The sequence below is a fragment of the Acinetobacter defluvii genome, from assembly GCF_001704615.3.
GTDB lineage: Bacteria > Pseudomonadota > Gammaproteobacteria > Pseudomonadales > Moraxellaceae > Acinetobacter > Acinetobacter defluvii.
The window spans coordinates 1,102,076-1,125,421 of the sequence record NZ_CP029397.2; the positions used below are offsets into that span (position 1 = coordinate 1,102,076).

At 38.1% G+C, this 23,346-nt stretch carries 19 protein-coding genes; 9 read left to right on the forward strand and 10 right to left on the reverse strand.

The window, feature by feature from the left end:
* Positions 1 to 3: 3 nt before the first annotated feature.
* The 4 genes from cyoB to ppsA form a co-directional block, all read right to left on the reverse strand.
* Positions 4 to 1,998, reverse strand: a complete 1,995-nt coding sequence (cyoB, locus tag DJ533_RS07615) for a cytochrome o ubiquinol oxidase subunit I (protein WP_065994858.1) — start codon at positions 1,996 to 1,998, stop codon at positions 4 to 6.
* Positions 1,999 to 2,001: 3 nt separating this feature from the next.
* Positions 2,002 to 3,054 (reverse strand): ubiquinol oxidase subunit II, encoded by a 1,053-nt coding sequence (gene cyoA / locus DJ533_RS07620; RefSeq protein WP_065994857.1) that lies wholly within the window; start codon positions 3,052 to 3,054, stop codon positions 2,002 to 2,004.
* 310 nt (positions 3,055 to 3,364) lie between these two features.
* Positions 3,365 to 4,132 (reverse strand): RDD family protein, encoded by a 768-nt coding sequence (locus tag DJ533_RS07625; RefSeq protein ID WP_065994856.1) that lies wholly within the window; start codon positions 4,130 to 4,132, stop codon positions 3,365 to 3,367.
* A gap of 247 nt (positions 4,133 to 4,379) precedes the next feature.
* A complete protein-coding gene (gene ppsA, locus DJ533_RS07630; protein WP_065994855.1) occupies positions 4,380 to 6,758 on the reverse strand; it encodes a phosphoenolpyruvate synthase in 2,379 nt (792 codons plus the stop codon).
* 155 nt (positions 6,759 to 6,913) lie between these two features.
* On the opposite strand from ppsA, the gene ppsR reads away from it, so the two are divergent.
* Positions 6,914 to 7,750, forward strand: coding sequence for a posphoenolpyruvate synthetase regulatory kinase/phosphorylase PpsR (ppsR, locus tag DJ533_RS07635; RefSeq protein WP_065994854.1), 837 nt, complete (start codon positions 6,914 to 6,916; stop codon positions 7,748 to 7,750).
* Between the two features lie 550 nt (positions 7,751 to 8,300).
* Here the strand turns inward: ppsR and DJ533_RS07640 are convergent.
* From DJ533_RS07640 to DJ533_RS07660, 5 genes are all read right to left on the reverse strand, one after another.
* Positions 8,301 to 9,080, reverse strand: a complete 780-nt coding sequence (locus DJ533_RS07640; RefSeq protein WP_065994853.1) for a M48 family metallopeptidase — start codon at positions 9,078 to 9,080, stop codon at positions 8,301 to 8,303.
* Positions 9,081 to 9,191: 111 nt separating this feature from the next.
* A complete protein-coding gene (locus DJ533_RS07645) occupies positions 9,192 to 9,497 on the reverse strand; it encodes a hypothetical protein (RefSeq protein ID WP_065994852.1) in 306 nt (101 codons plus the stop codon).
* A gap of 169 nt (positions 9,498 to 9,666) precedes the next feature.
* Entirely contained in the window at positions 9,667 to 10,986 is a 1,320-nt protein-coding gene (locus DJ533_RS07650; RefSeq protein ID WP_065994851.1) for an adenylosuccinate synthase, read from the reverse strand.
* Positions 10,987 to 11,058: 72 nt separating this feature from the next.
* Positions 11,059 to 12,225, reverse strand: a complete 1,167-nt coding sequence (locus DJ533_RS07655; protein WP_065994850.1) for an ATP phosphoribosyltransferase regulatory subunit — start codon at positions 12,223 to 12,225, stop codon at positions 11,059 to 11,061.
* Positions 12,226 to 12,350: 125 nt separating this feature from the next.
* Complete coding sequence (locus DJ533_RS07660) at positions 12,351 to 12,917, reverse strand: cysteine hydrolase family protein (protein WP_065994849.1); 567 nt, start codon at positions 12,915 to 12,917, stop codon at positions 12,351 to 12,353.
* A 118-nt stretch (positions 12,918 to 13,035) separates the two neighbouring features.
* Between DJ533_RS07660 and DJ533_RS07665 the strand changes: the two genes are divergently transcribed.
* Together DJ533_RS07665 and DJ533_RS07670 are read left to right on the forward strand one after the other, a co-directional pair.
* Entirely contained in the window at positions 13,036 to 13,440 is a 405-nt protein-coding gene (locus DJ533_RS07665; RefSeq protein WP_065994848.1) for an AsnC family transcriptional regulator, read from the forward strand.
* A gap of 129 nt (positions 13,441 to 13,569) precedes the next feature.
* Entirely contained in the window at positions 13,570 to 14,418 is an 849-nt protein-coding gene (locus DJ533_RS07670; protein ID WP_065994847.1) for a DMT family transporter, read from the forward strand.
* 58 nt (positions 14,419 to 14,476) lie between these two features.
* Here the strand turns inward: DJ533_RS07670 and DJ533_RS07675 are convergent, their stop codons facing one another.
* Positions 14,477 to 15,712 (reverse strand): pyridoxal phosphate-dependent aminotransferase, encoded by a 1,236-nt coding sequence (locus tag DJ533_RS07675; RefSeq protein WP_065994846.1) that lies wholly within the window; start codon positions 15,710 to 15,712, stop codon positions 14,477 to 14,479.
* 220 nt (positions 15,713 to 15,932) lie between these two features.
* On the opposite strand from DJ533_RS07675, the gene DJ533_RS07680 reads away from it, so the two are divergent.
* The 6 genes from DJ533_RS07680 (at position 15,933) to gyrA (ending at position 23,154) form a co-directional block, all read left to right on the forward strand.
* A complete protein-coding gene (locus DJ533_RS07680) occupies positions 15,933 to 16,115 on the forward strand; it encodes a hypothetical protein (RefSeq protein ID WP_065994845.1) in 183 nt (60 codons plus the stop codon).
* Between the two features lie 604 nt (positions 16,116 to 16,719).
* A complete protein-coding gene (locus tag DJ533_RS07685) occupies positions 16,720 to 17,472 on the forward strand; it encodes an electron transfer flavoprotein subunit beta/FixA family protein (protein ID WP_065994844.1) in 753 nt (250 codons plus the stop codon).
* Positions 17,473 to 17,490: 18 nt separating this feature from the next.
* The gene (locus DJ533_RS07690; protein WP_065994843.1) at positions 17,491 to 18,423 is read left to right on the forward strand and encodes an FAD-binding protein; all 933 of its coding nucleotides are present in this window, start codon (positions 17,491 to 17,493) and stop codon (positions 18,421 to 18,423) included.
* A gap of 202 nt (positions 18,424 to 18,625) precedes the next feature.
* Positions 18,626 to 18,991, forward strand: coding sequence for a hypothetical protein (locus DJ533_RS07695; RefSeq protein ID WP_065994842.1), 366 nt, complete (start codon positions 18,626 to 18,628; stop codon positions 18,989 to 18,991).
* A 266-nt stretch (positions 18,992 to 19,257) separates the two neighbouring features.
* On the forward strand, positions 19,258 to 19,749 hold the full coding sequence (locus DJ533_RS07700; protein WP_065994841.1) for a DUF2147 domain-containing protein: 492 nt from the start codon (positions 19,258 to 19,260) through the stop codon (positions 19,747 to 19,749).
* A 414-nt stretch (positions 19,750 to 20,163) separates the two neighbouring features.
* The gene (gene gyrA, locus DJ533_RS07705; RefSeq protein WP_065994840.1) at positions 20,164 to 23,154 is read left to right on the forward strand and encodes a DNA gyrase subunit A; all 2,991 of its coding nucleotides are present in this window, start codon (positions 20,164 to 20,166) and stop codon (positions 23,152 to 23,154) included.
* Positions 23,155 to 23,346: the final 192 nt, after the last annotated feature.

Genomic DNA, 23,346 nt, shown 5'->3' on the forward strand with positions numbered 1-23,346 from the left:
GTCTTAGTCCTTCTTCAAGTGTTTTTCAAGTAAAGCATAACGTTCATTTTCGATACGTTCTACTTCAGCAGCAGGTACATAGTAATCCACTTTTTTCGTAAATGAACTTACGATGAAACTGATCACAGCACCTAAGAAAGTTGCAATAACAAGCCACCACACGTGCCATACCAAAGCCAAGCCCATTACAGTAATGAACATTGCCATCACAAAGCCTGCAGCTCGGTCAGTCGGCATATGAATATCTTCATATTTGGTAGGGCGTGCATACGCTACACCATTTTCTTTGTCATTCCAGAAAGTATCAATACCATTGATTTTTGGAAGGTGTGCAAAGTTATAAAATGGCGCAGGAGATGAGGTAGACCACTCAAGCACACGACCATCCCATGGGTCACCTGTATAATCAATATTTTGCTCACGTTGTAAGAAACCAACTACAACTTGCATAATGAAACAGAAAATACCTATTGCAACCAAACAAGAACCAAAGAATGCGATTGCTAAATATGGATCCCAATCTGGGTTGTCATACGAGTTTAGACGACGTGTCATGCCCATAAAACCAAGGATATATAAAGGCATGAAAGAGAAGTAGAAACCAAAGAACCAGAACCAGAAAGATGCTTTGCCCCAAGTTTCATTTAACTTCCAACCAAACATTTTCGGCCAGTAGAAAGTGATCCCTGCGAACATACCGAATACCACACCACCAATAATTACGTTATGGAAGTGAGCAATCAAGAATAGCGAGTTGTGTACTAAGAAGTCAGCTGGTGGAACAGCCATAAGTACACCAGTTAAACCACCGATACCGAAAGTCACAAGGAAGCCAAGTGTCCAGTACATTGGTGATGTAAATGTAATACGACCCTTATACATGGTGAATAACCAAGAGAAGATTTTCACACCCGTTGGGATCGCAATAATCATGGTCATGATACCGAAGAACGCGTTAACGTTGGCACCAGCACCCATTGTAAAGAAGTGGTGTAACCATACCACGAACGCAAGAACTGTGATCGCGATAGTCGCATATACCATTGATTTGTAACCAAACAATGTTTTGCGAGAGAAAGTTGAAACGATTTCTGAATATAAACCGAAAGCAGGTAAAATCAGAATATATACTTCTGGGTGACCCCAAGTCCAAATCAAGTTCACATAAAGCATTGGGCTACCGCCTAGCTCATTGGTGAAGAAGTGGAAATCGAAGTAACGGTCAAGCGTTAACATTGCAATTGTTGCAGTTAACACAGGGAATGATGCAATGATCAATACTGCTGTACACAGTGCAGTCCAAGTAAAGATCGGCATGTCCATCAGACCCATACCTGGTGCACGCATTTTAATGATGGTAACGAAGAAGTTAACACCCGTTAAAAGCGTACCTAAACCTGAAACCTGAAGCGCCCAAATATAGTAGTCAACACCAACACCAGGAGAATATTGAATACCTGAAAGAGGAGGATAAGCCATCCAACCTGTCGCAGCAAATTCACCTAATACAAGTGATGCCATCATCAGCCCCGCAGCACCAGCAAATAACCAGAAGCTCAAAGAGTTTAATAATGGGAATGCAACGTCACGTGCACCAATTTGAAGAGGTACAGTGATGTTCATCATACCAACAACAAGACCCATTGCTACGAAGAAGATCATGATTACGCCATGCGCAGTAAAGATCTGATCGTAATGGTCAGGATGTAAGTAACCTTCACCGCCACCTTTTGCAAGGAACAGTTGAAGACGCATCATGATCGCATCAGCAAAACCACGTACAAGCATGACGACTGATACAATGATATACATGATACCAATTTTTTTATGGTCTACAGATTTAAACCATACATTCCACAGGTAGCCCCATTTTTTGAAATAGGTGATACCACCAAGAAGCGCAGCCGCACCCAAAGCCATGATCACCATGGTTACAAGTACGATTGGCTCTTGATAAGGGATCGAGTCCCAGTTGAGTTTACCGAATAATACAGACATGTCTTATTCCTCTACTGAAGCAGTTGCATGTTCAGCATTCACATGCTCAGCACCCGCTTGTACAGAATGATCCGCACCGTGGTAGTTGCTCATGTATTTATTGATAATGCTTTCGAACAAATTAGGCTCAACTGAAGAATAGTAAGTTACAGGATACGGCTTAGTAGGGAATGGACCTTTACGTTCAGCTTCTTCTGCAAGTGCTTTTTCTTCTGGGGTATGCGCATTTTTGACCATGTTCTCAATTTGATGTTTAGAACGGTCACCGTCTTTAAGCGTTGCAAACTCTGCTGCATCTAAAACAGTTTTTTGTTGAGCTTCAGGGTTAATTGAATTCGCTTTACCTGCTTTAATTGCTTCTACCCAGTTGTTAAATTCTGGCTCAGTGACTGAATGAGCTAAAAAGCGCATTTGTGTGAAGCCATAACCACTATAGTTAGAAGAGAAACCACGGTATACGCCAGTTTCATCAGCTAATACGTGTAACTGAGTTTGCATACCTGCCATTGCATAGATTTGACCCGCTAACTTAGGAATGAAGAAAGAGTTCATTGTAAAGTTAGAAGTCACTTTAAAGTTAACAGGCGTTTTTTCTGGGAAACGAATTTCGTTAACAGTTGCAATTTGTTGCTCAGGATAGATAAATATCCATTTGAACTGTTCGGCAATAACTTGAATAGTTACAGGTGCTTTGTCAGATTCAAGCGGACGGTATGGGTCATATTTATGTGAGCCCCACCATGTTAAATACGCAAGAATACCAATAATAATTACAGGAACACCCCATACTACAATTTCAATTGCAGTTGAATGTGCCCAAGTAGGTTTATAGTCTGCATCTTTATTTGACGCACGATATTTCCAACCAAACACTAACGCCATAATGATCGAAGGAATTACGACCAAAAGCATTAAATAAATCGCAGTCATCATCAGGTTACTTTGACCTTCAGCAACTGGACCTTTAGAGTTTAGTAGTACCATATCACCACCACACCCAGTTAAGAGCGCAGCTAGCGTAGATAAAGACAATACAGCTAAAATTGTTTGTCTCATTTTACAACCTCGGTGAAGAGTCCCATTCCCTATTAAATATGGGATAGCGATTAAAGTGTCGCATGATTGAAAATGAATATTAATCACAAATAGTAAATATTCTCAATGATGTGACACTCAGACGTTGTTGGGCATTATGCCTTATATCGACAAACTTAGCTATATGTAAAAGGGCATTAAATCACTGTAACAAAAACCACTTTTTTTACTTGCATTTGTAATTTGTTTTTTAAATATTTTTAAAAAAAATCAATACTATATAGGTGTAAAAAAGGATGCTTTTACATCCTTTATAAAAATAGAAAAAATATTATTTGATGACTTTGGTTTTAACCAATTTATCATGTAATGTTTGTCGTTTTTTACTGAAAGCAAAGAGTAGATCTACGATCGCAAATAAACCTAAAAAACGATAAATTACAATAAACAAGATTGAGCGTAGCACGAATACACGTAAAAAACTGACTTTTTCATTACTTTCTTCATCTACGATTTTAATTTTTAATGCTTTTTTGCCAATACTTTGTCCTGACTTAGAAAGAAAGTAAGCTTGAACAGCGAGCATCAGGAAAATATAGCTAAACATCGCAATCCATGCGTGATCAGGAAAAAGTGCCAACATTTGAGATTGTATTTCTAGAACTTGATTCACATCATTGCTTTGCGCTTTGGCAAGCATTTGTTCTTGTAGACTAGAAAGTTTTTGGATCTGGTCATTATTTAAGAATAATCCTAAAATAATAGAAGCAGGTAACCAAAAAGATAAGTCGATGATTTTAGCTAAAAAGCGAGAAGGCAGTGATGCAAGTTCTACCTCTTGTTTGGCTTTATTTGTAGATGCGCCAGTAGAAGGATGAGAAAAAGGTTCAGTTTTATTGAGTGAAACTGGTGCAACATAGCCTGTAGGTTCATAGACAAGTTTACCTTGTGTGAGTTCACCCAAAGCTTTCCATTCAGTCATGCCTTGATGCCAAGCCAAATCTGTGAGTAAGACTTGTTGGTCTGCAAGCATTTGATTGACTTGTTCCAGTGTATATGGTCCAGCTTGTTGGTTATTTCTCGCTAAGTAAATTTGCATAAAGCATCATTCTCAAAAAATCTAAAACATAAAATCTGTAGATAAACATCTATATAGTAGCATTAAATTCATTTATCTACTTTTTTGAACCCTTATGTATACTCGATTTTTAGGTACATTCATATTAAATTTACACGAAATCTAAATTACAACGTATAAATAAATATATTTAATTCAAAATTTTACTTAGTTTTAAGCATAAAAAAGACCCACGAATGGGTCTTTTATTTTTTAAGGTCTAATAAGATTAAGCTTGTTGTGATTGTTCTTCAGAAAGGAAGAACCAGGTATCTAAAACTGAATCTGGGTTAAGAGAAACAGACTCAATGCCTTGTTCCATAAGCCATTTAGCAAGATCCGGATGATCAGAAGGTCCTTGACCACAGATACCTACATATTTACCTGCTTTACGGCATGCATGGATTGCCATTGCTAATAATGTTTTAACGGCTGCATCACGTTCATCAAACAAATGAGAAACAATACCAGAGTCACGATCTAGACCAAGGGTTAACTGAGTTAAATCATTTGAACCGATAGAGAAACCATCGAAGTGTTCAAGGAATTGTTCAGCCAATAATGCATTGGTTGGTAATTCACACATCATGATGACTTTAAGACCATTTTCACCACGTTTTAAGCCATTTGCAGCAAGCAATTCAATGACACGTTTCGCTTCGTTTACAGTACGAACGAAAGGAATCATGATTTGAATGTTGGTTAAACCCATTTCGTCACGTGCTTTTTTCAACGCACGGCATTCTAATTCGAAGCAGTCACGGAAGTTATCAGATACATAACGGCTTGCACCACGGAAGCCCAGCATTGGGTTTTCTTCTTCAGGCTCATACAATTTACCGCCGATCAAGTTCGCATATTCATTAGACTTGAAGTCAGACATACGAACAATCACTGGCTTATCAGCAAATGCAGCAGCAAGTGTAGAAATACCTTCAACTAGTTTTTCAACATAGAATTCGATTGGTGAAGAGTAACCTGCAGTACGTGCCATTACAGCTGCACGCGTTTCACGTGGGAGGCTGTCAATGTTCAATAATGCTTTAGGATGCACACCAATCATACGATTAATGATGAATTCTAAGCGTGCTAGACCAATACCTTCATTTGGAATTTGAGCAAAGTCAAATGCACGGTCAGGGTTACCTACGTTCATCATGATTTTAAACGGAAGTTTAGGCATAGATTCAATCGAATTGCGTTGGATTTCAAAATCCAAAGCACCTTCATAGATAAAACCTGTATCACCTTCAGCACAAGAAACTGTCACTTCTTGACCATCAGTTAAAACTTCTGTTGCGTTGCCACAGCCTACAATTGCAGGTACACCTAACTCACGTGCAATAATTGCAGCATGACAAGTACGACCGCCACGGTTAGTGATGATCGCAGCAGCACGTTTCATCACCGGTTCCCAGTCTGGGTCAGTCATGTCAGATACAAGAACATCACCTTCTTGTACTTTGTCCATTTCTTTAATAGAAGTGACGATACGCACTTTACCAGAACCGATACGCTGACCGATTGAACGACCTTCACAAAGTACAGTACCTTTTTGTTTAAGGAGGTAGCGTTCCATTGTGCCAACATTTTCACGGCTTTTTACAGTTTCAGGGCGTGCTTGAACGATGTAAATTTGACCATCATCGCCATCTTTCGCCCATTCGATGTCCATTGGTGCTTGATAATGTTCTTCAATGATCAATGCTTGTTTAGCAAGTTCTTGAAGTTCTAAGTCATTTAAAGCAAATTGTTGACGTTCAGCTTTTTCAACGTCTACAACCACAACAGATTTACCTGCAGCGCCTTCTTCACCATAAATCATTTTTTGGTGTTTAGAACCAAGGTTACGACGAATTACTGCATGTTTACCATTTTTAAGAAGAGGTTTTGAAATATAGAATTCGTCTGGGTTGACTGCACCTTGTACAACCATTTCACCCAAACCGTAAGAAGCGGTAATAAATACTGCATCACGGAAACCAGATTCTGTATCTAGAGTAAACATTACACCCGCAGCACCAGTTTCAGAGCGCACCATACGTTGCACGCCCGCAGACAAGGCTACGATGTCATGGGCAAAGTTTTGGTGAACACGGTAAGCGATTGCACGGTCATTATAAAGTGAAGCAAACACTTCTTTAATCGCGATCAGAACGTTATCGATTCCACGGATATTTAAGAAAGTTTCTTGTTGCCCTGCAAATGATGCATCAGGTAAATCTTCTGCAGTTGCAGATGAACGAACAGCAACAGCAATGTCTGGATTACCGTTTGAAAGTGCAGTGAAAGCTTCACGAACTTCTTGCTCAAGTCCTGGCGTAAGTGGAGTGTCTACAATCCATTGACGGATTTTTGCACCAGTTTCAGCAAGTGCGTTTACATCATCAACATTTAATGATGCAAGCTCTGCATTGATTTTAGCATTTAGGCCGCTTTGCTCAAGGAATTCGCGATACGCTTCAGCAGTCGTAGCAAATCCACCTGGCACAGATACGCCAGCATTTGCTAAATGGCTGATCATTTCTCCAAGTGAAGAGTTTTTACCACCCACGATCTCAACGTCGTGTTTCCCTAGTTTTTCCAGACCGATTACGCGTGCTTCCAAAGTTGTTACTCCACTTTTGCAGTATTAATCACTATCTTGGCTTGAAATTATAACAAAAAACTTAGCTTTTTGATTCAACTAAGTCATAGTCATGTAAGATGGGCATTACTATAAAGATTATACATTGCTAAGACAAATATTTGAGGAGATTTTTAATGTCAGAAAGTAACCAAATAAAGCGCAGTGTATTTTTCATTTCTGATGGCACTGCGATCACTGCAGAAACCCTTGGACACTCCTTATTAGCGCAATTTCCTCATGTAAGGTTTGATATACATATTATCCCATATATCAGCTCTGAAGAGGCTGCAATGAGTGTGGTTGAAGAGATCAATATTCGTGCAGAAAAAGATGGGCAACAACCCTTAGTATTTGATACCTTAGTTGATCCATATGTACGGGACATTATTAATACTGCAAATGCAGTAAATCTTGATGTATTTGAAGGTCTTATTAGTAAGTTATCGGATGTTTTAGGGACACAGCCTACAACTTTAGTCGGACAGACCCATGCAGTAACCGATTCAGAGTCTTATAAGGCTCGTATTGATGCGGTACATTTTGCGTTGGATAATGATGATGGTGCACGTACACGCCACTACGATAAAGCCGATTTGATCTTGATTGGTGTATCTCGTTCGGGTAAAACGCCAACCTCTATTTATTTGTCATTACAGTTTGGAATTCGTGTTGCAAATTATCCACTTACAGAAGAAGATTTGGATGATAATCGCTTGCCAGCAGTGTTAAAAGAGCATAAGCATAAGTTGTTTGGCTTAATGATTGATGCTGAACGATTGGTAGCAATTCGCACTGAACGCAAAGCAAATAGCCGTTATGCCAGCTTCTCTCAGTGTCAAATGGAACTACGTGCAGTTGAAGGAATCTATATCTCTGAAGGGATCAAATATCTCAATGTATCAGAAATGTCAATTGAAGAAATCTCTACACGTATTCTACAGATGACTGGCTTAAAACGTAGAATTGTTTAATAAGCAGCCATAAAACCAGCCATCTCAGATGAAAAAAGCTGAATATAAATTCTGCTTTTTTCATTAAAATGAATAATTTTATTATATGAAATTTATATTAATCCGTGGGGGAAATCTAATTTTTTTGGGATATATTTAGACTAAATAACAAGCGTTTTTGTATTGGAGTTTAGATTCATTTATAACGGTATTGCTTAAGAAAATAGCACATAATTATATAAAAAATGAGTGTGAGTATTATTTATTGTGATACTTGTTATCACAACTATTTAAAATCTAAATAGTGAAAATGGTAAAAATGAATCAATTTTTTTGATAAGGTCGAAAGATTTTATCTACAAAGGTTTTATAAAGGCGCACAGTTACATTTTGTAAGATGAATAAAATTGCTTTCCCTATAAATTACAGCAGTTTTTAGAATTGCTGTACTATTCTATAAAAACTCAGCAGCAGTGTTTTATTATCTTGTTATTCAAGAGATTCATTAAAAAACCGAGCAGAGAAGCTCGGTTCGATTAAAAAGTTGAAGTTTTTGCCCGAATAGCACTTATTAACGTTTGCTGTTATAGATTGCTTGTGCTGCTGGCAAATTTTTACGCATAGCTTCAATCCGTTGTGAATTTGAAGGGTGAGTTGATAAGAATGAAGCACCACCTGCACCTTCAAGTTTATTCATCTTTTCCCAAAGCGTAATTGCAGCTTGTGGATTGTAGCCTGCTTTCGCCATAAGCATTAAACCACCTTGGTCAGCACGACTTTCTAAGCTACGAGAGTAAGGCAAGCCGACACCTACTTGTGAACCAAGTTGTGCTGCTGCTGTACCAAGTTGACCGACACGATCCCCTGCAGCACTTAAACCAATTTGTAATGCTAAATCAGTCAATGCTTGCGCACCAATTTTATTTTTTGAATGTTCTTCTAAAGCATGGATCATTTCATGACCCATTACTGCTGCAATTTCAGCATCCGTTAGGTTGAGCTTATTGACAATGCCCGTATAGAACACCACTTTACCACCAGGTGCAACATAGGCATTCACTTGATCAGATTTTAGTACAGCAAGTTGCCAGTCAAACTTTGTACCAGTTTGATTCATTTGATCCGCATAAGGTTTTAAGCGTTTAAATACATTGTTAATACGACTATAAGTCGAAGATGAAGTATCTAGCGTTTTATTGCTACGTGCTTCTTGTACTGTTTTATTAAACCCTTGGGTTGCTGCGACATTTAAAGTTGCGCTATCTGCACCCGCCATATCTGCCATTGTTGTACAGCCAGAAAGAGAAATTAAGCTTGCTGCACAAACACCCAACATAAATTTATTATTCATTATCATGTGCTCCAACAAATATAAAGTAATAAGCGCAATTATATTTAAATTGAAACATAGCATGTATATGAAATTGCTTCATAATCATAGTATTTATGTAATTTTATAGGTTTACAAGAATTGAATTGCTAACCAATATAATAAACACATCGCATCAAGGACTAAATAGAAAGTACAAAGTGGTTTGATTTTTTCATTCAGGTTGGGTTTGTTGCGATGAAAAAAGAGGATGCTATTTTGAATCAGAATAATAGGGATAAGCACACAAGCTAAAGCAATGGTTAAACCGAGTAGCGCATTTTGGATAATTTCAGGATTATTGGTTTGTGCTTGAATGATCAGCATCGCAAGCGTTGGTGCGCCACCAATCGCAAAGAGTGATGAATAAAAAATTGCGCCTGAAATATTTTTTTGCATTCCATATTCTCAAAAAATTAGTCGGTAAAAATTAGTCGGGAAATTTATTGTAACAAGCTCATGTAAAGGATATAAGCCAGACAGAACTAACTTTAGTCTTGAATCTTAACTTTTCTATAAAATAAAAAAGAGCCTCATAAAGAGACTCTTTTTTTAGGTATTATGAATATTAAGCATCAAATGGATGGCGTAATACGATCGTTTCATCACGGTCTGGACCTGTTGATACAATGTCAATCGGACATTCGATCAATTGTTCAATACGTTTGATATAGTTGATTGCATTTTGTGGTAATTGATCTAATGATTTTGCACCAAAAGTTGACTCAGACCAACCTGGCATAGTTTCGTAGATTGGTTTTAAAGTTTCAAATGCCAATGCATCAGAAGAACCGACACAACCAGAGTCAGCAGCTTCATAACCCACACAGATTTTAACTTCTTCTAAACCATCTAAAACGTCAAGTTTAGTCAAGCAAATACCTGAAAGTGAGTTGACATCCACTGAACGACGTAAGATTTCGGCATCGAACCAACCACAACGACGTTGACGACCTGTAGACGCACCAAACTCAGCACCAATCGTACCTAAGTGTTTACCGATTGCATCACCAACATCATTTGCAGCATCATAAACCAATTCAGTCGGGAATGGACCTGCACCTACACGTGTAGTATAAGCTTTGGTAATACCCAATACATAGTCAAGGTGTAATGGACCAAGACCAGAACCTGAGCTTACGCCACCCGCAGTTGTGTTTGAAGATGTTACATACGGATATGTACCATGGTCAACATCAAGCAGTGAACCTTGGGCACCTTCAAACATCACGTTTTGACCGTTTTTGCGATAGTTGTGTAACTCAGTTGTTACATCAACAACTAATGGAGCAACAACTTTACGCCATTCGTCACACAGTGCAATCACATCTTCAACTTTAACAGCTTCAACACCGAAGAATTGGGTTAACTGGAAGTTATGGTACTCAAGGAGTTCTTCAAGTTGTGCTTTAAGATGTTCGCCACCACGTACCAAATCCGCAACACGAATCGCACGACGTGCAACTTTGTCTTCATACGCAGGACCGATACCACGACCTGTTGTACCGATTTTGGCATTGCCACGTTTAATTTCACGTGCTTGGTCTAACGCAATGTGATGCGGAAGAATCAAAGGACAGTTTGGGGAAATACGTAAACGTTCACGTACTGGAACACCTTCTTTTTCAAGGATGTCCATTTCTTTAATCAACGCTTCAGGAGAAAGTACAACACCATTCCCAATTAAGCACAGTACGTTTTCACGTAAAATACCAGATGGAATGAGGTGAAGAACTGTTTTCTTACCACCAACAACGAGCGTGTGACCTGCGTTATGTCCGCCTTGATAACGTACTACCGCAGCCGCTTGATCTGTGAGCAGGTCAACGATTTTACCTTTACCTTCGTCGCCCCATTGGGTACCAAGTACCACAACATTCTTGCCCATAATAGCCTCATTACATCATGCTGTTAAAATTGAAAACCTCATACCAATGACATGAACATTGGCATAAAGTGATTAAATTTGTTTGACTTTCCATTCACCTGCAACATTCACCAACTGATGTGTTGCATTCGGAACAGATGTTAAGTCATCTTCACCTAATAACTGGATTACGCTTAGACCATTGTTGCGTACTTGTGCAATTGCAGCGAGTAGGGTTGTGTTTGTACCTTTTGGTGCAATCACTGTTTTAATCGCTTGGAATTGACCTGCACTGAGTGCATATAAGTCGCATGAAAAACCTGTTGCAGGACGTGCACGACCAAAGTGCTCACCAATACCATCATAACGCCCACCTTGTGCCAATGGTGCAGCACGATTTGGTGCATAAACTGCGTACATTAAACCTGTGTGATAATGGTATGAACGCAATTCGACTACATCTATACCGATGTGTAGTTTTGGCCAACGTGCCTGAATTTCTGCTTGCGTGGTTGTGAGTGCATCAAAGGCTTGTTTAAATGCTTCGTCCTGTAGAATTTCAGCACTTAAATTGCGTTGTAATGCAGCTAAATCACTGGCATAGCGACCTAAAGCATAAAAATCTGAACCGAATTTTAATTTTTGGGTAAATTCAGCCAATTCTGGTAACGCTTTACGTTGATATAAATCTGAAAGTTGACGTTCAGTGGTTTTATTTAAGTCAGCATGTTTAACCAAGCTACGGAATAAGCCGACATGCCCTAAATCAAGATGGACACCTTCAACTAAATTTGCGGTTTCGATCAAACTCAGCATCACGTCGATCATTTCAACGTCAGCGTCAATGCTGTCTGAACCAAACAATTCTGCACCCAACTGAAGTGGGGCACGTGTGGTATTAAAGCCTTGTGGTTTGGTATGAAGTACAGTTCCTGCATAGCAGTAACGAGCCACACCTTCTACTGGATGTACATGCGCATCAATACGAGCCACTTGTGGTGTCATATCGGCACGCACACCAAGTAAACGACCTGTCAATTGGTCGATGACTTTAAAAGTGGCTAAGTCTAAATCTTGATTCGATTCTGAAAGAGAAGAGAGAGATTCGATGTATTCGATAAACGGCGTGTACACCAATTGATAACCTCGAGAAGCGAGGAAATCTAAAGCACTACGACGCAAGGTTTCAATTACTTGCGCTTGCTCTGGTAATACATCAGCTACACCATCAGGTAATAACCATGTCTCTGAAATGGGCATGTTGTAAACCTAAATCCTGTCAGCGCGGAAGTAATCCGCATAAAAAAATCGGGAGCACACCCGATTTCTCTTATTTTAGCACGTTCAATTTCTTCATGCACTGAGATTTTTAAGTTTTCGCAAGCTTATTGCTTTTCTGATGATATCAGGGTTGATAAATAAGATGCTGTGCTGTGAACTTGGGCAAACATTTGAAATGCAGAAAGAAAGGCAGTTTGCACATCAAGCGCTTGAACTGTCTGACCGGCATAACTTAAATCTCGAGTAGCTGTTGCATCCGAAATGACAATGGACTGATAACCTAATTCTGCTGCTGCACGGGTAGTAGCATCTACACACATATGTGTCATCATGCCTGTAATAACAAGTTTTTGAATACCTAAACGGCTGAGTAGGGTTTGTAGGTCTGTCTGAAAGAAGCTATTTGGAAATGCTTTTTCAACGATAAACGAATGATCTTGAACTGCTAAATTTGGGTGTAACTTTACACCTTCAGTATTTTTTTCAAAAAATGGCGCAGGAGTTTCAGCAAAAATATGTTGGATATAAATGATAGGTGCATTGCTTAAATGAAATTCTTTTTCCAAAATAGAAATGTTGGTAAGCGCTTTTTCAGGTTGAAACAGTGCCATTTTTCCATCTGGAAAATAATCATTTTGTACATCGATCACTAGTAATGCTGTCTGATTCATTTTAGATTTTCATTAATTTAAGTTGTTATAACCTTAAACAATGCTAGATTTCTTGCACAGTCAGTAATGAAAGACTTTATAAAATGTAACTTTCAATTTGAAAATTTTGAGGATAAAAATGCTACAACTCGATGCAATTGATCTAAAAATTTTAAATATTCTTCAGATAGATTCTCGGTTAAGTCATAAGGATATAGGTACACAAGTACATCGAACAGGACAAGCGGTTGGTCAAAGAATTCAACGCTTAATTGATCTTAATGTAATTGAAAAATACACAATAAAAATCAATTACTCCGCAACACAGTTTATTCGCATTATAATGGAAAATAACCAATTCTCAGCTTTTGAAGCGTTTTTAAAAACTTATGTGCAAGTTGAAAAAAGTTATAAAGTTTCTGGTTCGGCTTGTTATATGTTGATCAGTCATTTTGAAATATCTGAACTCAATCTATTTATTGAAGCACTTTCAGAATGGGGGCATTATTCAGTTGATCATGTCGTGCGATGTATAAACAACTGAAAGAAAATTGAATCATCAGAACTATTTAAGACCTTATATAACCTAAAAGAATATTTGCCTATTTTGTTAGAGCAAGTTAAAGCGAATCATGTGATATTTAAAATAAAATTTACATGAGAATGTTTAAGGATGAACTATAAGATTGTATTGGCGATGCTCGCTTTCGCTGCAAATTCTGTTTTGTGTCGGTTAGCCTTAGCACAAAATCAAATCGACCCAATGAGTTTTAGTGTGCTACGCGTATTAAGTGGCGTGATTGTGCTGAGTATTTTATTTGTTATTACAAATTATCGACTTAATCAAAAGTTAAAGCTGAATTGGAATATAAAGCATGGTTTTTTCTTAGCGGTTTATGTTACTGCTTTTTCATTAGCCTATGTCAAAATTGATGCAGGGGTAGGTGCATTGATTCTTTTTGGTACGGTTCAACTCACGATGGTTATTTATGGATTGGCACATGGTGAACGGCTGAATTTTAAAAGTGGTAGCGGTTTATTGTTGGCAGTTATTGGCATCATCGTTTTATTGTTACCTGGTGCGAGTGCACCAAACTTGATGTACTCCTTGATTATGCTGATCTCTGGTCTAGCATGGGCAGCGTATAGTATTTCAGGTAAGGGTTCAGCTCATCCTCTAGTCAGTACTTATAGTAATTTTATCATTGCTTTACCTTTAGTTTTGATCTTCAGCTTATTTTTTATTGAAAATATATACATAAGTTCACAAGGAATCATTTTAGCGTTTATTTCAGGTGGACTGGCATCCAGTGGAGCTTATGTATTGTGGTATTCGATTTTAAAGTATATTGATCGGATTACTGCGAGTACCGTTCAGCTGAGCGTACCGTGTTTATCTATTATTGGTGGTTCACTTTTTATTGGGGAAATGATTGGTTGGAGAATTATATTTTCATCTATCTTGGTTTTGTGTGGGATTCTTTTGGTGATCTTTTCAACTGCTAAAACAAATTCAAATTAATATTTTAGACAATAAAAAATCCGCCAATTTTGGCGGATTTTTCATCTAAACCTTTAACTTATTTTGCAGCTTTTTCAGCTTCGATAGATGCAATCGCAGCATCCACGCCTTCGATTGAATCAGCCGCTTTTTTGATACGTGCAAGCGCATCAACCAACACTTCGTCAGCAGTTGCATAAGAAATACGCATATAACCACCTAAACCAAATGCATCACCAGGAACAACTGCAACACCAGTTTCTTCCAATAACCATGCAGAGAATTCTGTACAAGATTTTAAGCCTTTAGCACGAATCAATGGACGGATATTTGCATAAGCATAGAATGCACCATCAGCAGGAAGACAAGTGATGCCTTTGATGTCATTCAAACCATTTACCACTAAGTCATGACGACGTTTGAATGCTTCAATCATTGGTTGAAGTACATCTTGAGGACCATTCAATGCAGCTTCAGCAGCAACTTGTGAAATCGAAGTTGGGTTTGAAGTCGATTGAGATTGGATTTTTTTCATCGCACCGATGAGTTTAGCAGGACCTGCTGCATAGCCAATACGCCAGCCAGTCATTGCATAAGCTTTCGATACACCATTAAGCACGATCACACGATCATAAAGGTCAGGTGCCACAGTTGCGATGTTGTAAAATTCGTCATCCCAACGGATTGGTTCATACATATCATCAGAAGCGACTAGAACTTCTGGATATTTACGCAGTACTTCAGCCAAAGCTTCTAATTCAGCTTTAGTATAGATCATACCAGTCGGGTTAGAAGGGCTATTTAAAACCACTAAACGTGTTTTGTCTGTGATTGCAGCTTCAAGTTGAGCAGGCGTGATTTTGAAACGTTGTTCTTCACCGCATTTCACTACAACTGGTACACCTTCAGCGATGATCACCATATCTGGATAGCTGACCCAGTACGGTGCAGGGATAATCACTTCATCGCCTTTATTTAACAAAGCTAATGCCAAGTTAAAGAAAGATTGTTTACCACCACAAGACACCAAGATTTGGTTTGCTGCGTATTCTAAGTTGTTATCACGTTTTAATTTCGCAATGATTGCTTTTTTAAGCCCAGGCGTACCGTCAACAGCAGTGTATTTGGTAAAACCGTTATTAATTGCTGCAATTGCTGCATCTTTGATGTGTTGTGGGGTGTCGAAATCAGGTTCACCAGCGCCCAAGCCAATAACATTCTTGCCAGCAGCTTTTAATTCAGCAGCTTTGTTTGTCACAGCAAGCGTAGGGGACGGTTTGATGGCATTTACACGATCAGAGAGACGTACGTCCACGGCAGTATTCCTTCTTATGGGGATTAAAAATAAAAAAGCACACCATAATAGCTTAAAAATTCCGAGTTGGTCGTGTAAAATCTAAGCAAATTCACCAAATAGTCACGAAAATCAAAAATTAATGTATCAATAAAATACAAACACATTATAAATAGCTTGGGAACTCGCCTCAGAACATAATTTTTTGTACAATATGCACAGTTAAAATTGAGTGAATCTGATGAGCACCCAAAATACGCCCAAGAAAAAAGCTGTGGCAAAATTACCTTTCCCAGTGAAACAAGCCAATGATGCGAAGCCTGCGGATGAAGATGTAGAGGGCATGCGCCCAAAACCACAACACTATGCAGATCGGACATGGATGCCACCTCGTGGTACACGCCGTTCGATGGGTAAGCGTTAGAAGACAGGCAATCGCCTGTTTTTTTATGGATCGTATTTTTTAGTGCGATTTGAGTATATTGATACACTTTAAAAGATATGTTCTCACTTAAGTTATTGAGCAGTGTGTATTTGATAAAATTAGAAATACTTATCTTTAATTCAAGTTTTTTAAATTTATTGGAGTATTTATCTTGGAATTAAGCTTAATCTAAAACTAAATTTGTGAATAATCGTAAAAAAAAGTAATTATTTTGGGTGTTATATCTTAAATGACATTTCCTGATATATCGCATCAATAAATTTTAGCGAAAAAAAATAGATTTTAATTTGTTGCTGCCAAATCTTAATAAAATATTTTTTAGAGTTTTTTTTATAATTTTATTTAATAAAAATCAATAAATTAGTAAATATAGAATAATAATTTTAATAAATAGAAGTGTTTGTGGAAAATATTTTTGAACTGTGCGTTCAACTATTTTTACGCTTTTTTACATCACTTTAGCCAATTGTGACTTGACCGAAATGCCAATCACATTGCAAGATAGGACACCTAAATAATTTTAAATGAAGGGTTATTATAACTCTTCTTAACATTTACTTTTGCTAAAACAGCCGAGGATTACATGAAGGCTCTTGTTGCTGTAAAACGTGTGGTTGATGCCAACGTTAAAGTTCGCGTTAAACCGGACAATAGTGGGGTAGACCTTACTAACGTTAAAATGTCAATTAACCCATTCGATGAAATCGCAGTGGAAGAAGCGGTTCGCTTAAAAGAAAAAGGAACTGTTTCTGAAATCGTAGTGGTTTCGATTGGTGCTAAAGAATCACAAGAACAAATCCGTTCTGCGATGGCATTGGGTGCAGACCGTGGTATCTTAGTTGAAGCTGATGAAAGCCAACTAGGTGCTTTAGAAGTTGCTAAAATCTTAAAAGGTGTTGTTGAACAAGAACAACCACAACTCATCCTTTTGGGTAAACAAGCAATCGATGACGACTCTAACCAAGTGGGTCAGATGCTTGGTGCATTGTTAAATGCTGGTCAAGGTACTTTCGCATCAGAAGTAAAAGTTGAAGGCGACAAAGTTCAAGTGACTCGTGAAATCGACGGTGGTTTACAAACTGTTGAGCTTGGTCTTCCTGCGATCATCACAACTGACTTACGTTTGAATGAGCCACGTTATGCTGCGCTTCCAAACATTATGAAAGCACGTAAAAAACCGCTTGATACTAAGTCTCCTGCTGATTATGGCGTTTCTCCAGCAACTCAACTTAAAACAGTTAAAGTTGAAGCACCTGCAGAACGTAAAGCGGGCGTACAAGTGAAATCTGTTGATGAGCTTGTAGAAAAATTAAAAAATGAAGCGAAAGTGATCTAATACAGAAGGATAAAAATCATGAGTATTTTAGTTATCGCTGAGCACGACAATAAAGCACTTAACGGTGCAACATTAAACGTTGTTGCTGCGGCTCAAAAAATCGGTGGTGATATCACTGTATTGGTTGCAGGTTCAGGCGCACAAGCTGTCGCTGATCAAGCTGCTAAAGTTGCAGGCGTAAGCAAAGTATTGCTTGCTGACGACGCGGCTTATGCAAATCAATTGGCTGAAAATGTAGCAAAACTTGTTGCAGAACTAGGCAAAGGTTATAGCCATATCCTTGCTGCTTCTACCACTACAGGTAAAAACATTCTTCCACGTGCAGCTGCACTATTAGATGCAAGCATGATTACTGACATCATTGCTGTTGAAGGTCCTAAAACTTTCAAACGTCCAATTTATGCAGGTAACGCAATTGCAACTGTAGAATCTTCTGAGCCAGTTGTTGTTGCAACTGTTCGTGGTACTGCATTTGATGCTGTGGCTGCTGAAGGTGGTTCTGCTGCTGTTGAAGCAACAACATCTACAGGTGATGCGGGTATTTCTAAGTTTATCAACGAAGAAATCGTGAAATCTGAACGTCCAGAATTAACTGCTGCACGTATCGTTGTGTCTGGTGGTCGTGGTGTAGGTTCTGGTGAGAACTATCATAAAGTACTTGATCCACTTGCTGACAAGCTTGGTGCTGCACAAGGTGCTTCACGTGCTGCGGTTGATGCTGGCTTCGTTCCAAACGATATGCAAGTTGGTCAAACTGGTAAAATCGTTGCACCTGACCTGTATATTGCTGTAGGTATCTCTGGTGCGATTCAGCACTTGGCGGGTATGAAAGATTCTAAAGTGATCGTTGCGATCAACAAAGATGAAGAAGCGCCAATTAATGCTGTTGCTGACTACTGGTTAGTTGGTGATTTAAATACTGTAGTTCCAGAATTAGTTTCTAAAATCTAATTTTGTAATTTCAGTTTTTAAAAAACGCTCTTAAGACATTAAGGGCGTTTTTTATATATATTGATATATTAAAGACTTATATAAGATCATATTAAAAAATCTTCGTTTTTCAATTAGTGCAGTTTACGATCGTTATAATAATTTTTTTGATAGGGAAAAAGCTCAGCTGATTATTTTTAAGTATCGTAAAGGAATAAATAGAATGAAATGTCACAAGTGTTATGCGGAAAATATCAATGAAGCAGTAAAATGCGGCATCTGTGGCGTACGCTTAAAGCATCAGAAATCTTTTGATGATTTTACGGGGAGTCAACATGTCCAATCTTCAATTCGGCGTGAAACTCAAAAACAGCATCAATTACCCCATGACAATACTCTGAATAAAGACAATAACTCCAAAAACCATCTAAGAAAATTACTCATCTTCCTACAAAGAAAAACGTTAAAAGCACAAGGTAGAGATGTTGAGTCGCCCTTGAAAAATAAAAAAGTATTATTTTTTATTTTATGGGCAATGATCATTTTTGTGATAGCGATAATTGATATTATGGGTAATTCTTATCCATAAATATCGACTATTTGGAACATTCATATTGATTCTTGTATGCTCTTTTACGCATGAATTTATTTTTATCATTTAATTGTTAGTGAAAATTAATATTAAAACTTGAAGCTAAATTTAGATAAAAATTAAATGAATATTATTTTATTATTTAAAAATATTAAGTTGTATCAATGGATTATTTTAAAAATAACAATTGTATTTTATAAAGGGCTCAGTAATATAAACCTTGCTTCCAGTAGGGAAGGATAATAATTCTTATAGGACATAAGATGAAACAAAACATTTTAAAAAAAATTGGGTTAATTGCTTTGTTAGGAATCGGGGCTTTAACGCAGGCTTATGCAAGTTCATTAGCAGGTTATTGGAAGAGTGTAGATGATCGTACTGGGGAGGCATTGTCGATTATTGAGATTAAAAAAATGGAGGATGGAACTTATGGGGGTGTTATTGTCCATCGTTTTGCAACACCGAATGGCGCAACGCTGACGCATTGTACTAAATGCCCTGAACCATACAAAAATAAGCCACTTGTCGGTATGCAGATTTTATCTGGTTTTGTTGAAGATCCTAAAAAGCCAAACAATTTTATTCATGGCAAGGTTTTAGAAGCAAAAAGTGGAAAAATATTTGAAGGAAAAGGGCAGTTAATTGCAGAGGGGCGACGTTTTCGTTTAAGAGGATTTGTTGGGGTTTCTATGTTAGGACGCACTCAAGTTTGGGTGAAAGTCAATGATCTAAAAACTGAAATAAGCAAACCATAATTGAATCTCAAAACTTCAAACACCTTCTAAATTATTTTTATGGTTTAGAAGGTTAGTCATTTTTTTCTAAGTATAAAAATACAATAAAACAATTAAGTACATTTTATAAAGAATACCATTGATCTAAAAAATAAGAATAAAGAAAAAATTAAAGCATGAATTTTCAAATAATTTCTTCGGTCTTTTTGACTTTGTTTTTATCCGCTGTCTATAAAGTTCAATTTGATGGATAAATAGGCGCCTATATGCATAAATTTAACAAGATTTTGCTGTATTTAAAGCCACAAAAATGGAAGTTTTTGTGCTATAATTTTCGGCTGAATTTTAGATTTTGACTTATATTTTTAGGTCAAATTTTTTGCAAGATTGATGATATAAATCGAGTAACTTGGTTGCTTGAAATAAGGAGTATGCATGAGCGTATCGGAAACTAGACCGATTGCCATTGAGGATGAACTCAAGCACTCATATCTAGACTATGCGATGAGCGTTATTGTCTCACGTGCATTACCAGATGTACGCGATGGTCTAAAGCCTGTTCATCGTCGTGTGCTTTTCGCTATGCACGAGCTGGGTAACGACTATAACAAAGCGTATAAAAAATCTGCCCGTGTAGTTGGTGATGTGATCGGTAAATACCACCCACATGGCGACTTAGCTGTTTATGAAACCATTGTTCGTATGGCGCAAGATTTTAGTTTGCGTTATCAATTGGTAGATGGTCAAGGTAACTTCGGTTCAGTGGATGGGGATAGCGCAGCAGCAATGCGTTATACCGAAGTCCGTATGCGCAAACTCACGCATGAGATTTTAGCTGATTTAGAAAAAGATACAGTCGATTGGGAAGATAACTACGACGGTTCTGAGCGTATTCCCCAAGTGATGCCAACCCGTATTCCAAACTTGCTGATTAATGGTGCAGCAGGGATTGCAGTGGGTATGGCAACCAATATGGCACCGCACAACATGACCGAAGTTGTGAATGCATGTTTAGCCTATGCTGATAATCCAAATATTAGTATCGAAGGGTTGATGGAATATATTTCAGGTCCAGATTTCCCTACGGGCGGTATTATTTATGGTAAATCAGGCATTGTGGACGCCTACCGTACGGGTAAAGGTCGTTTACATATTCGTGGTAAATACCATTTTGAAGAAGATCAAAAAACTGGTCGTACTACGATTGTATTTACGGAAATTCCATATCAAGTCAATAAAGCGAAAACCATCGAACGTATCGCTGAGTTGGTGAAAGAGAAAAAACTGGAAGGAATTTCTGAGTTACGTGATGAGTCAGATAAAGAAGGTATGCGAATTGCCATTGACTTAAAACGTGGTGAAAATGCAGAAGTTATTGTTAATAATTTATTTTTAAATACGCAGCTTGAAAACTCTTTCAGCATTAACATGGTTTGTCTAGATAATGGTCAGCCTAAGTTGATGAATTTGAAAGACATCATTGCGGCATTTATTCGTCACCGTCAAGAAGTGGTGACACGTCGTACCATGTTCGAATTGCGTAAAGCACGTGAGCGTGGTCATATTTTAGAAGGTTTAACGGTTGCGTTAGCCAATATTGATGACATTATCGAAACCATCAAAACTTCTGCAAATCCACAAGAAGCGCGCGAGCGCTTACTGGCTGGTGAGTGGGCTGGTGGAAATGTGGTGGCATTGCTTGAAAAAGCGGGTGCGATTTCAGTCCGTCCAGATGAGATTGAAGGTGAAGATCCAAATCGTCCATTTGGTTTAGATGGTGATACTTATCATTTATCTCCTGCACAAGTGGGCGCAATTTTAGAATTACGTTTACACCGTTTGACAGGTCTTGAACAAGATAAATTACAAGCTGAATACTCTGAAATTTTAGGTCAAATTGCTGAACTTACAGCGATTTTAAATGACTTTAATTTGTTAATGGGCGTGATTAAAGAAGAATTGGCGTTGATTTTGCAACAATATGGCGATGCACGTCGTACAGAAATTGTTGAATCACGTATTGATTTTTCACGTGAAGATTTAATTCCAGAAGAGCAAGTTGTTTTAACTGTTTCTAAAACAGGTTATGCAAAAACTCAACCATTATCAGACTATGCAGCACAGCGCCGTGGTGGTCGTGGTAAATCTGCGACCTCAATGAAAGAAGATGATTATATCCAGCATTTAATCGTCACTTCTAACCACGCAACAGTATTGTGTTTTACCAATGTCGGTAAAGTTTATCGTCTAAGAGTTTTTGAAGTACCGCAAGCATCTCGTGGTGCAAAAGGTCGCCCGATGGTGAATTTACTACCATTAGATGCTGATGAAACAATTACAGCAATTTTACCTGTGATTGATGCGCCGAAGAAATTTACAGAACGTTTAGCTGAGTTTAGAACCTTTGTGCGTTCAAATGTAGACAAACTGCGTGAAAATGCCATCATTGAAGCACATTATGAAGCATTAAGAACCGCCTTTGCAGAACTGGGTGACAATCCTGATGACTTATCAGATGCTTTACGCAAGCAATTGAAAGAGTTAAGTGCAGAGTTAACAGCATCTGATTGTGATGATGAGTTGGTGGCTGAGTTTGCAGAACGTGCTGAAAATGTGCGTAAAAACTTCTATGTCTTCATGGCAACGGCTTCAGGTACGGTTAAACGTGTTGAATTAGAACAGTTTAGTAATGTTCGTTCAAACGGTTTACGTGCAATTGAGTTAAAAGAAGAAGATACCTTGATTGGTGTTGCAATTACTGATGGCGAGCAGCAGATCATGTTGTTCTCAAATGAAGGTAAAGCAATTCGCTTCTCTGAAACAGATGCACGTGTAATGGGGCGTACTGCAAAAGGTGTTCGTGGTATGCGTGTAACCCTTGCAGCGGCACAGGTGGATGAAGATGAAACTGATGTAGATTCGGATGATGATGAGTCTACGGATTCAGCATTTATCAGCCGTATTGTATCGCTTGTGGTTGTACCTGAAACTGGTGAAGTACTGTGTGCTTCTGCAAATGGTTATGGTAAACGTACTTCAGTCGATGACTTCCCAACCAAGAAACGTGGTGGTAAAGGCGTTATTGCAATTAAGACCTCTGAACGTAACGGGGAGTTGGTCGGTGCAGTTGCAATCGATGTGACCAAAGAAGTGATGTTGATTTCTGATGGTGGTACTTTAGTCCGTACTCGTGCTTCTGAAATTGCACAAACAGGTCGTAATGCACAAGGTGTTCGTTTGATCCGTTTGGGTAATGAAGAAATCTTGGTTGGTGTTGTAGCTGTAGATGCCGTTGAAGAAGTCATTGATTCAGTTGAAGTTACTGTTGATGGTGAAGCATTAGTGGATAATGAAAAACTTGTTGGTGATGAAACAATCATGGAAGAGGGTGACCCTGATTCTATGGATCATGAATCTGACGAGTAATTTTTGAGATTTGAAAAAGAGCGCTTAGGCGCTCTTTTTTATTTTAAAATTAAGTTATTGTATATGTTTGTATTTTAGTCAATTTGATGTGCTAATAATACTGACTAGCATTATTAATTCACAGACTATTTTAAATAGCCTAAGTATTAGACTTTGTATCAGATCATGAATCATAACATTTATTTATTTTTC

Bases quoted from the DNA above. Each gene is read 5' to 3' on its own strand.
- DJ533_RS07650 (WP_065994851.1), bottom strand. From the start codon at position 10,986: ATGGGCAAGAATGTTGTGGTACTTGGTACCCAATGGGGCGACGAAGGT.
- DJ533_RS07670 (WP_065994847.1), top strand. From the start codon at position 13,570: ATGAACTATAAGATTGTATTGGCGATGCTCGCTTTCGCTGCAAATTCT.
- DJ533_RS07700 (WP_065994841.1), top strand. From the start codon at position 19,258: ATGAAACAAAACATTTTAAAAAAAATTGGGTTAATTGCTTTGTTAGGA.
- DJ533_RS07640 (WP_065994853.1), bottom strand. From the start codon at position 9,080: ATGAATAATAAATTTATGTTGGGTGTTTGTGCAGCAAGCTTAATTTCT.
- DJ533_RS07685 (WP_065994844.1), top strand. From the start codon at position 16,720: ATGAAGGCTCTTGTTGCTGTAAAACGTGTGGTTGATGCCAACGTTAAA.
- ppsR (WP_065994854.1), top strand. From the start codon at position 6,914: ATGTCAGAAAGTAACCAAATAAAGCGCAGTGTATTTTTCATTTCTGAT.
- DJ533_RS07690 (WP_065994843.1), top strand. From the start codon at position 17,491: ATGAGTATTTTAGTTATCGCTGAGCACGACAATAAAGCACTTAACGGT.
- DJ533_RS07625 (WP_065994856.1), bottom strand. From the start codon at position 4,132: ATGCAAATTTACTTAGCGAGAAATAACCAACAAGCTGGACCATATACA.
- gyrA (WP_065994840.1), top strand. From the start codon at position 20,164: ATGAGCGTATCGGAAACTAGACCGATTGCCATTGAGGATGAACTCAAG.
- DJ533_RS07695 (WP_065994842.1), top strand. From the start codon at position 18,626: ATGAAATGTCACAAGTGTTATGCGGAAAATATCAATGAAGCAGTAAAA.
- cyoB (WP_065994858.1), bottom strand. From the start codon at position 1,998: ATGTCTGTATTATTCGGTAAACTCAACTGGGACTCGATCCCTTATCAA.
- cyoA (WP_065994857.1), bottom strand. From the start codon at position 3,054: ATGAGACAAACAATTTTAGCTGTATTGTCTTTATCTACGCTAGCTGCG.
- DJ533_RS07680 (WP_065994845.1), top strand. From the start codon at position 15,933: ATGAGCACCCAAAATACGCCCAAGAAAAAAGCTGTGGCAAAATTACCT.
- DJ533_RS07665 (WP_065994848.1), top strand. From the start codon at position 13,036: ATGCTACAACTCGATGCAATTGATCTAAAAATTTTAAATATTCTTCAG.
- DJ533_RS07660 (WP_065994849.1), bottom strand. From the start codon at position 12,917: ATGAATCAGACAGCATTACTAGTGATCGATGTACAAAATGATTATTTT.
- DJ533_RS07655 (WP_065994850.1), bottom strand. From the start codon at position 12,225: ATGCCCATTTCAGAGACATGGTTATTACCTGATGGTGTAGCTGATGTA.
- DJ533_RS07645 (WP_065994852.1), bottom strand. From the start codon at position 9,497: ATGCAAAAAAATATTTCAGGCGCAATTTTTTATTCATCACTCTTTGCG.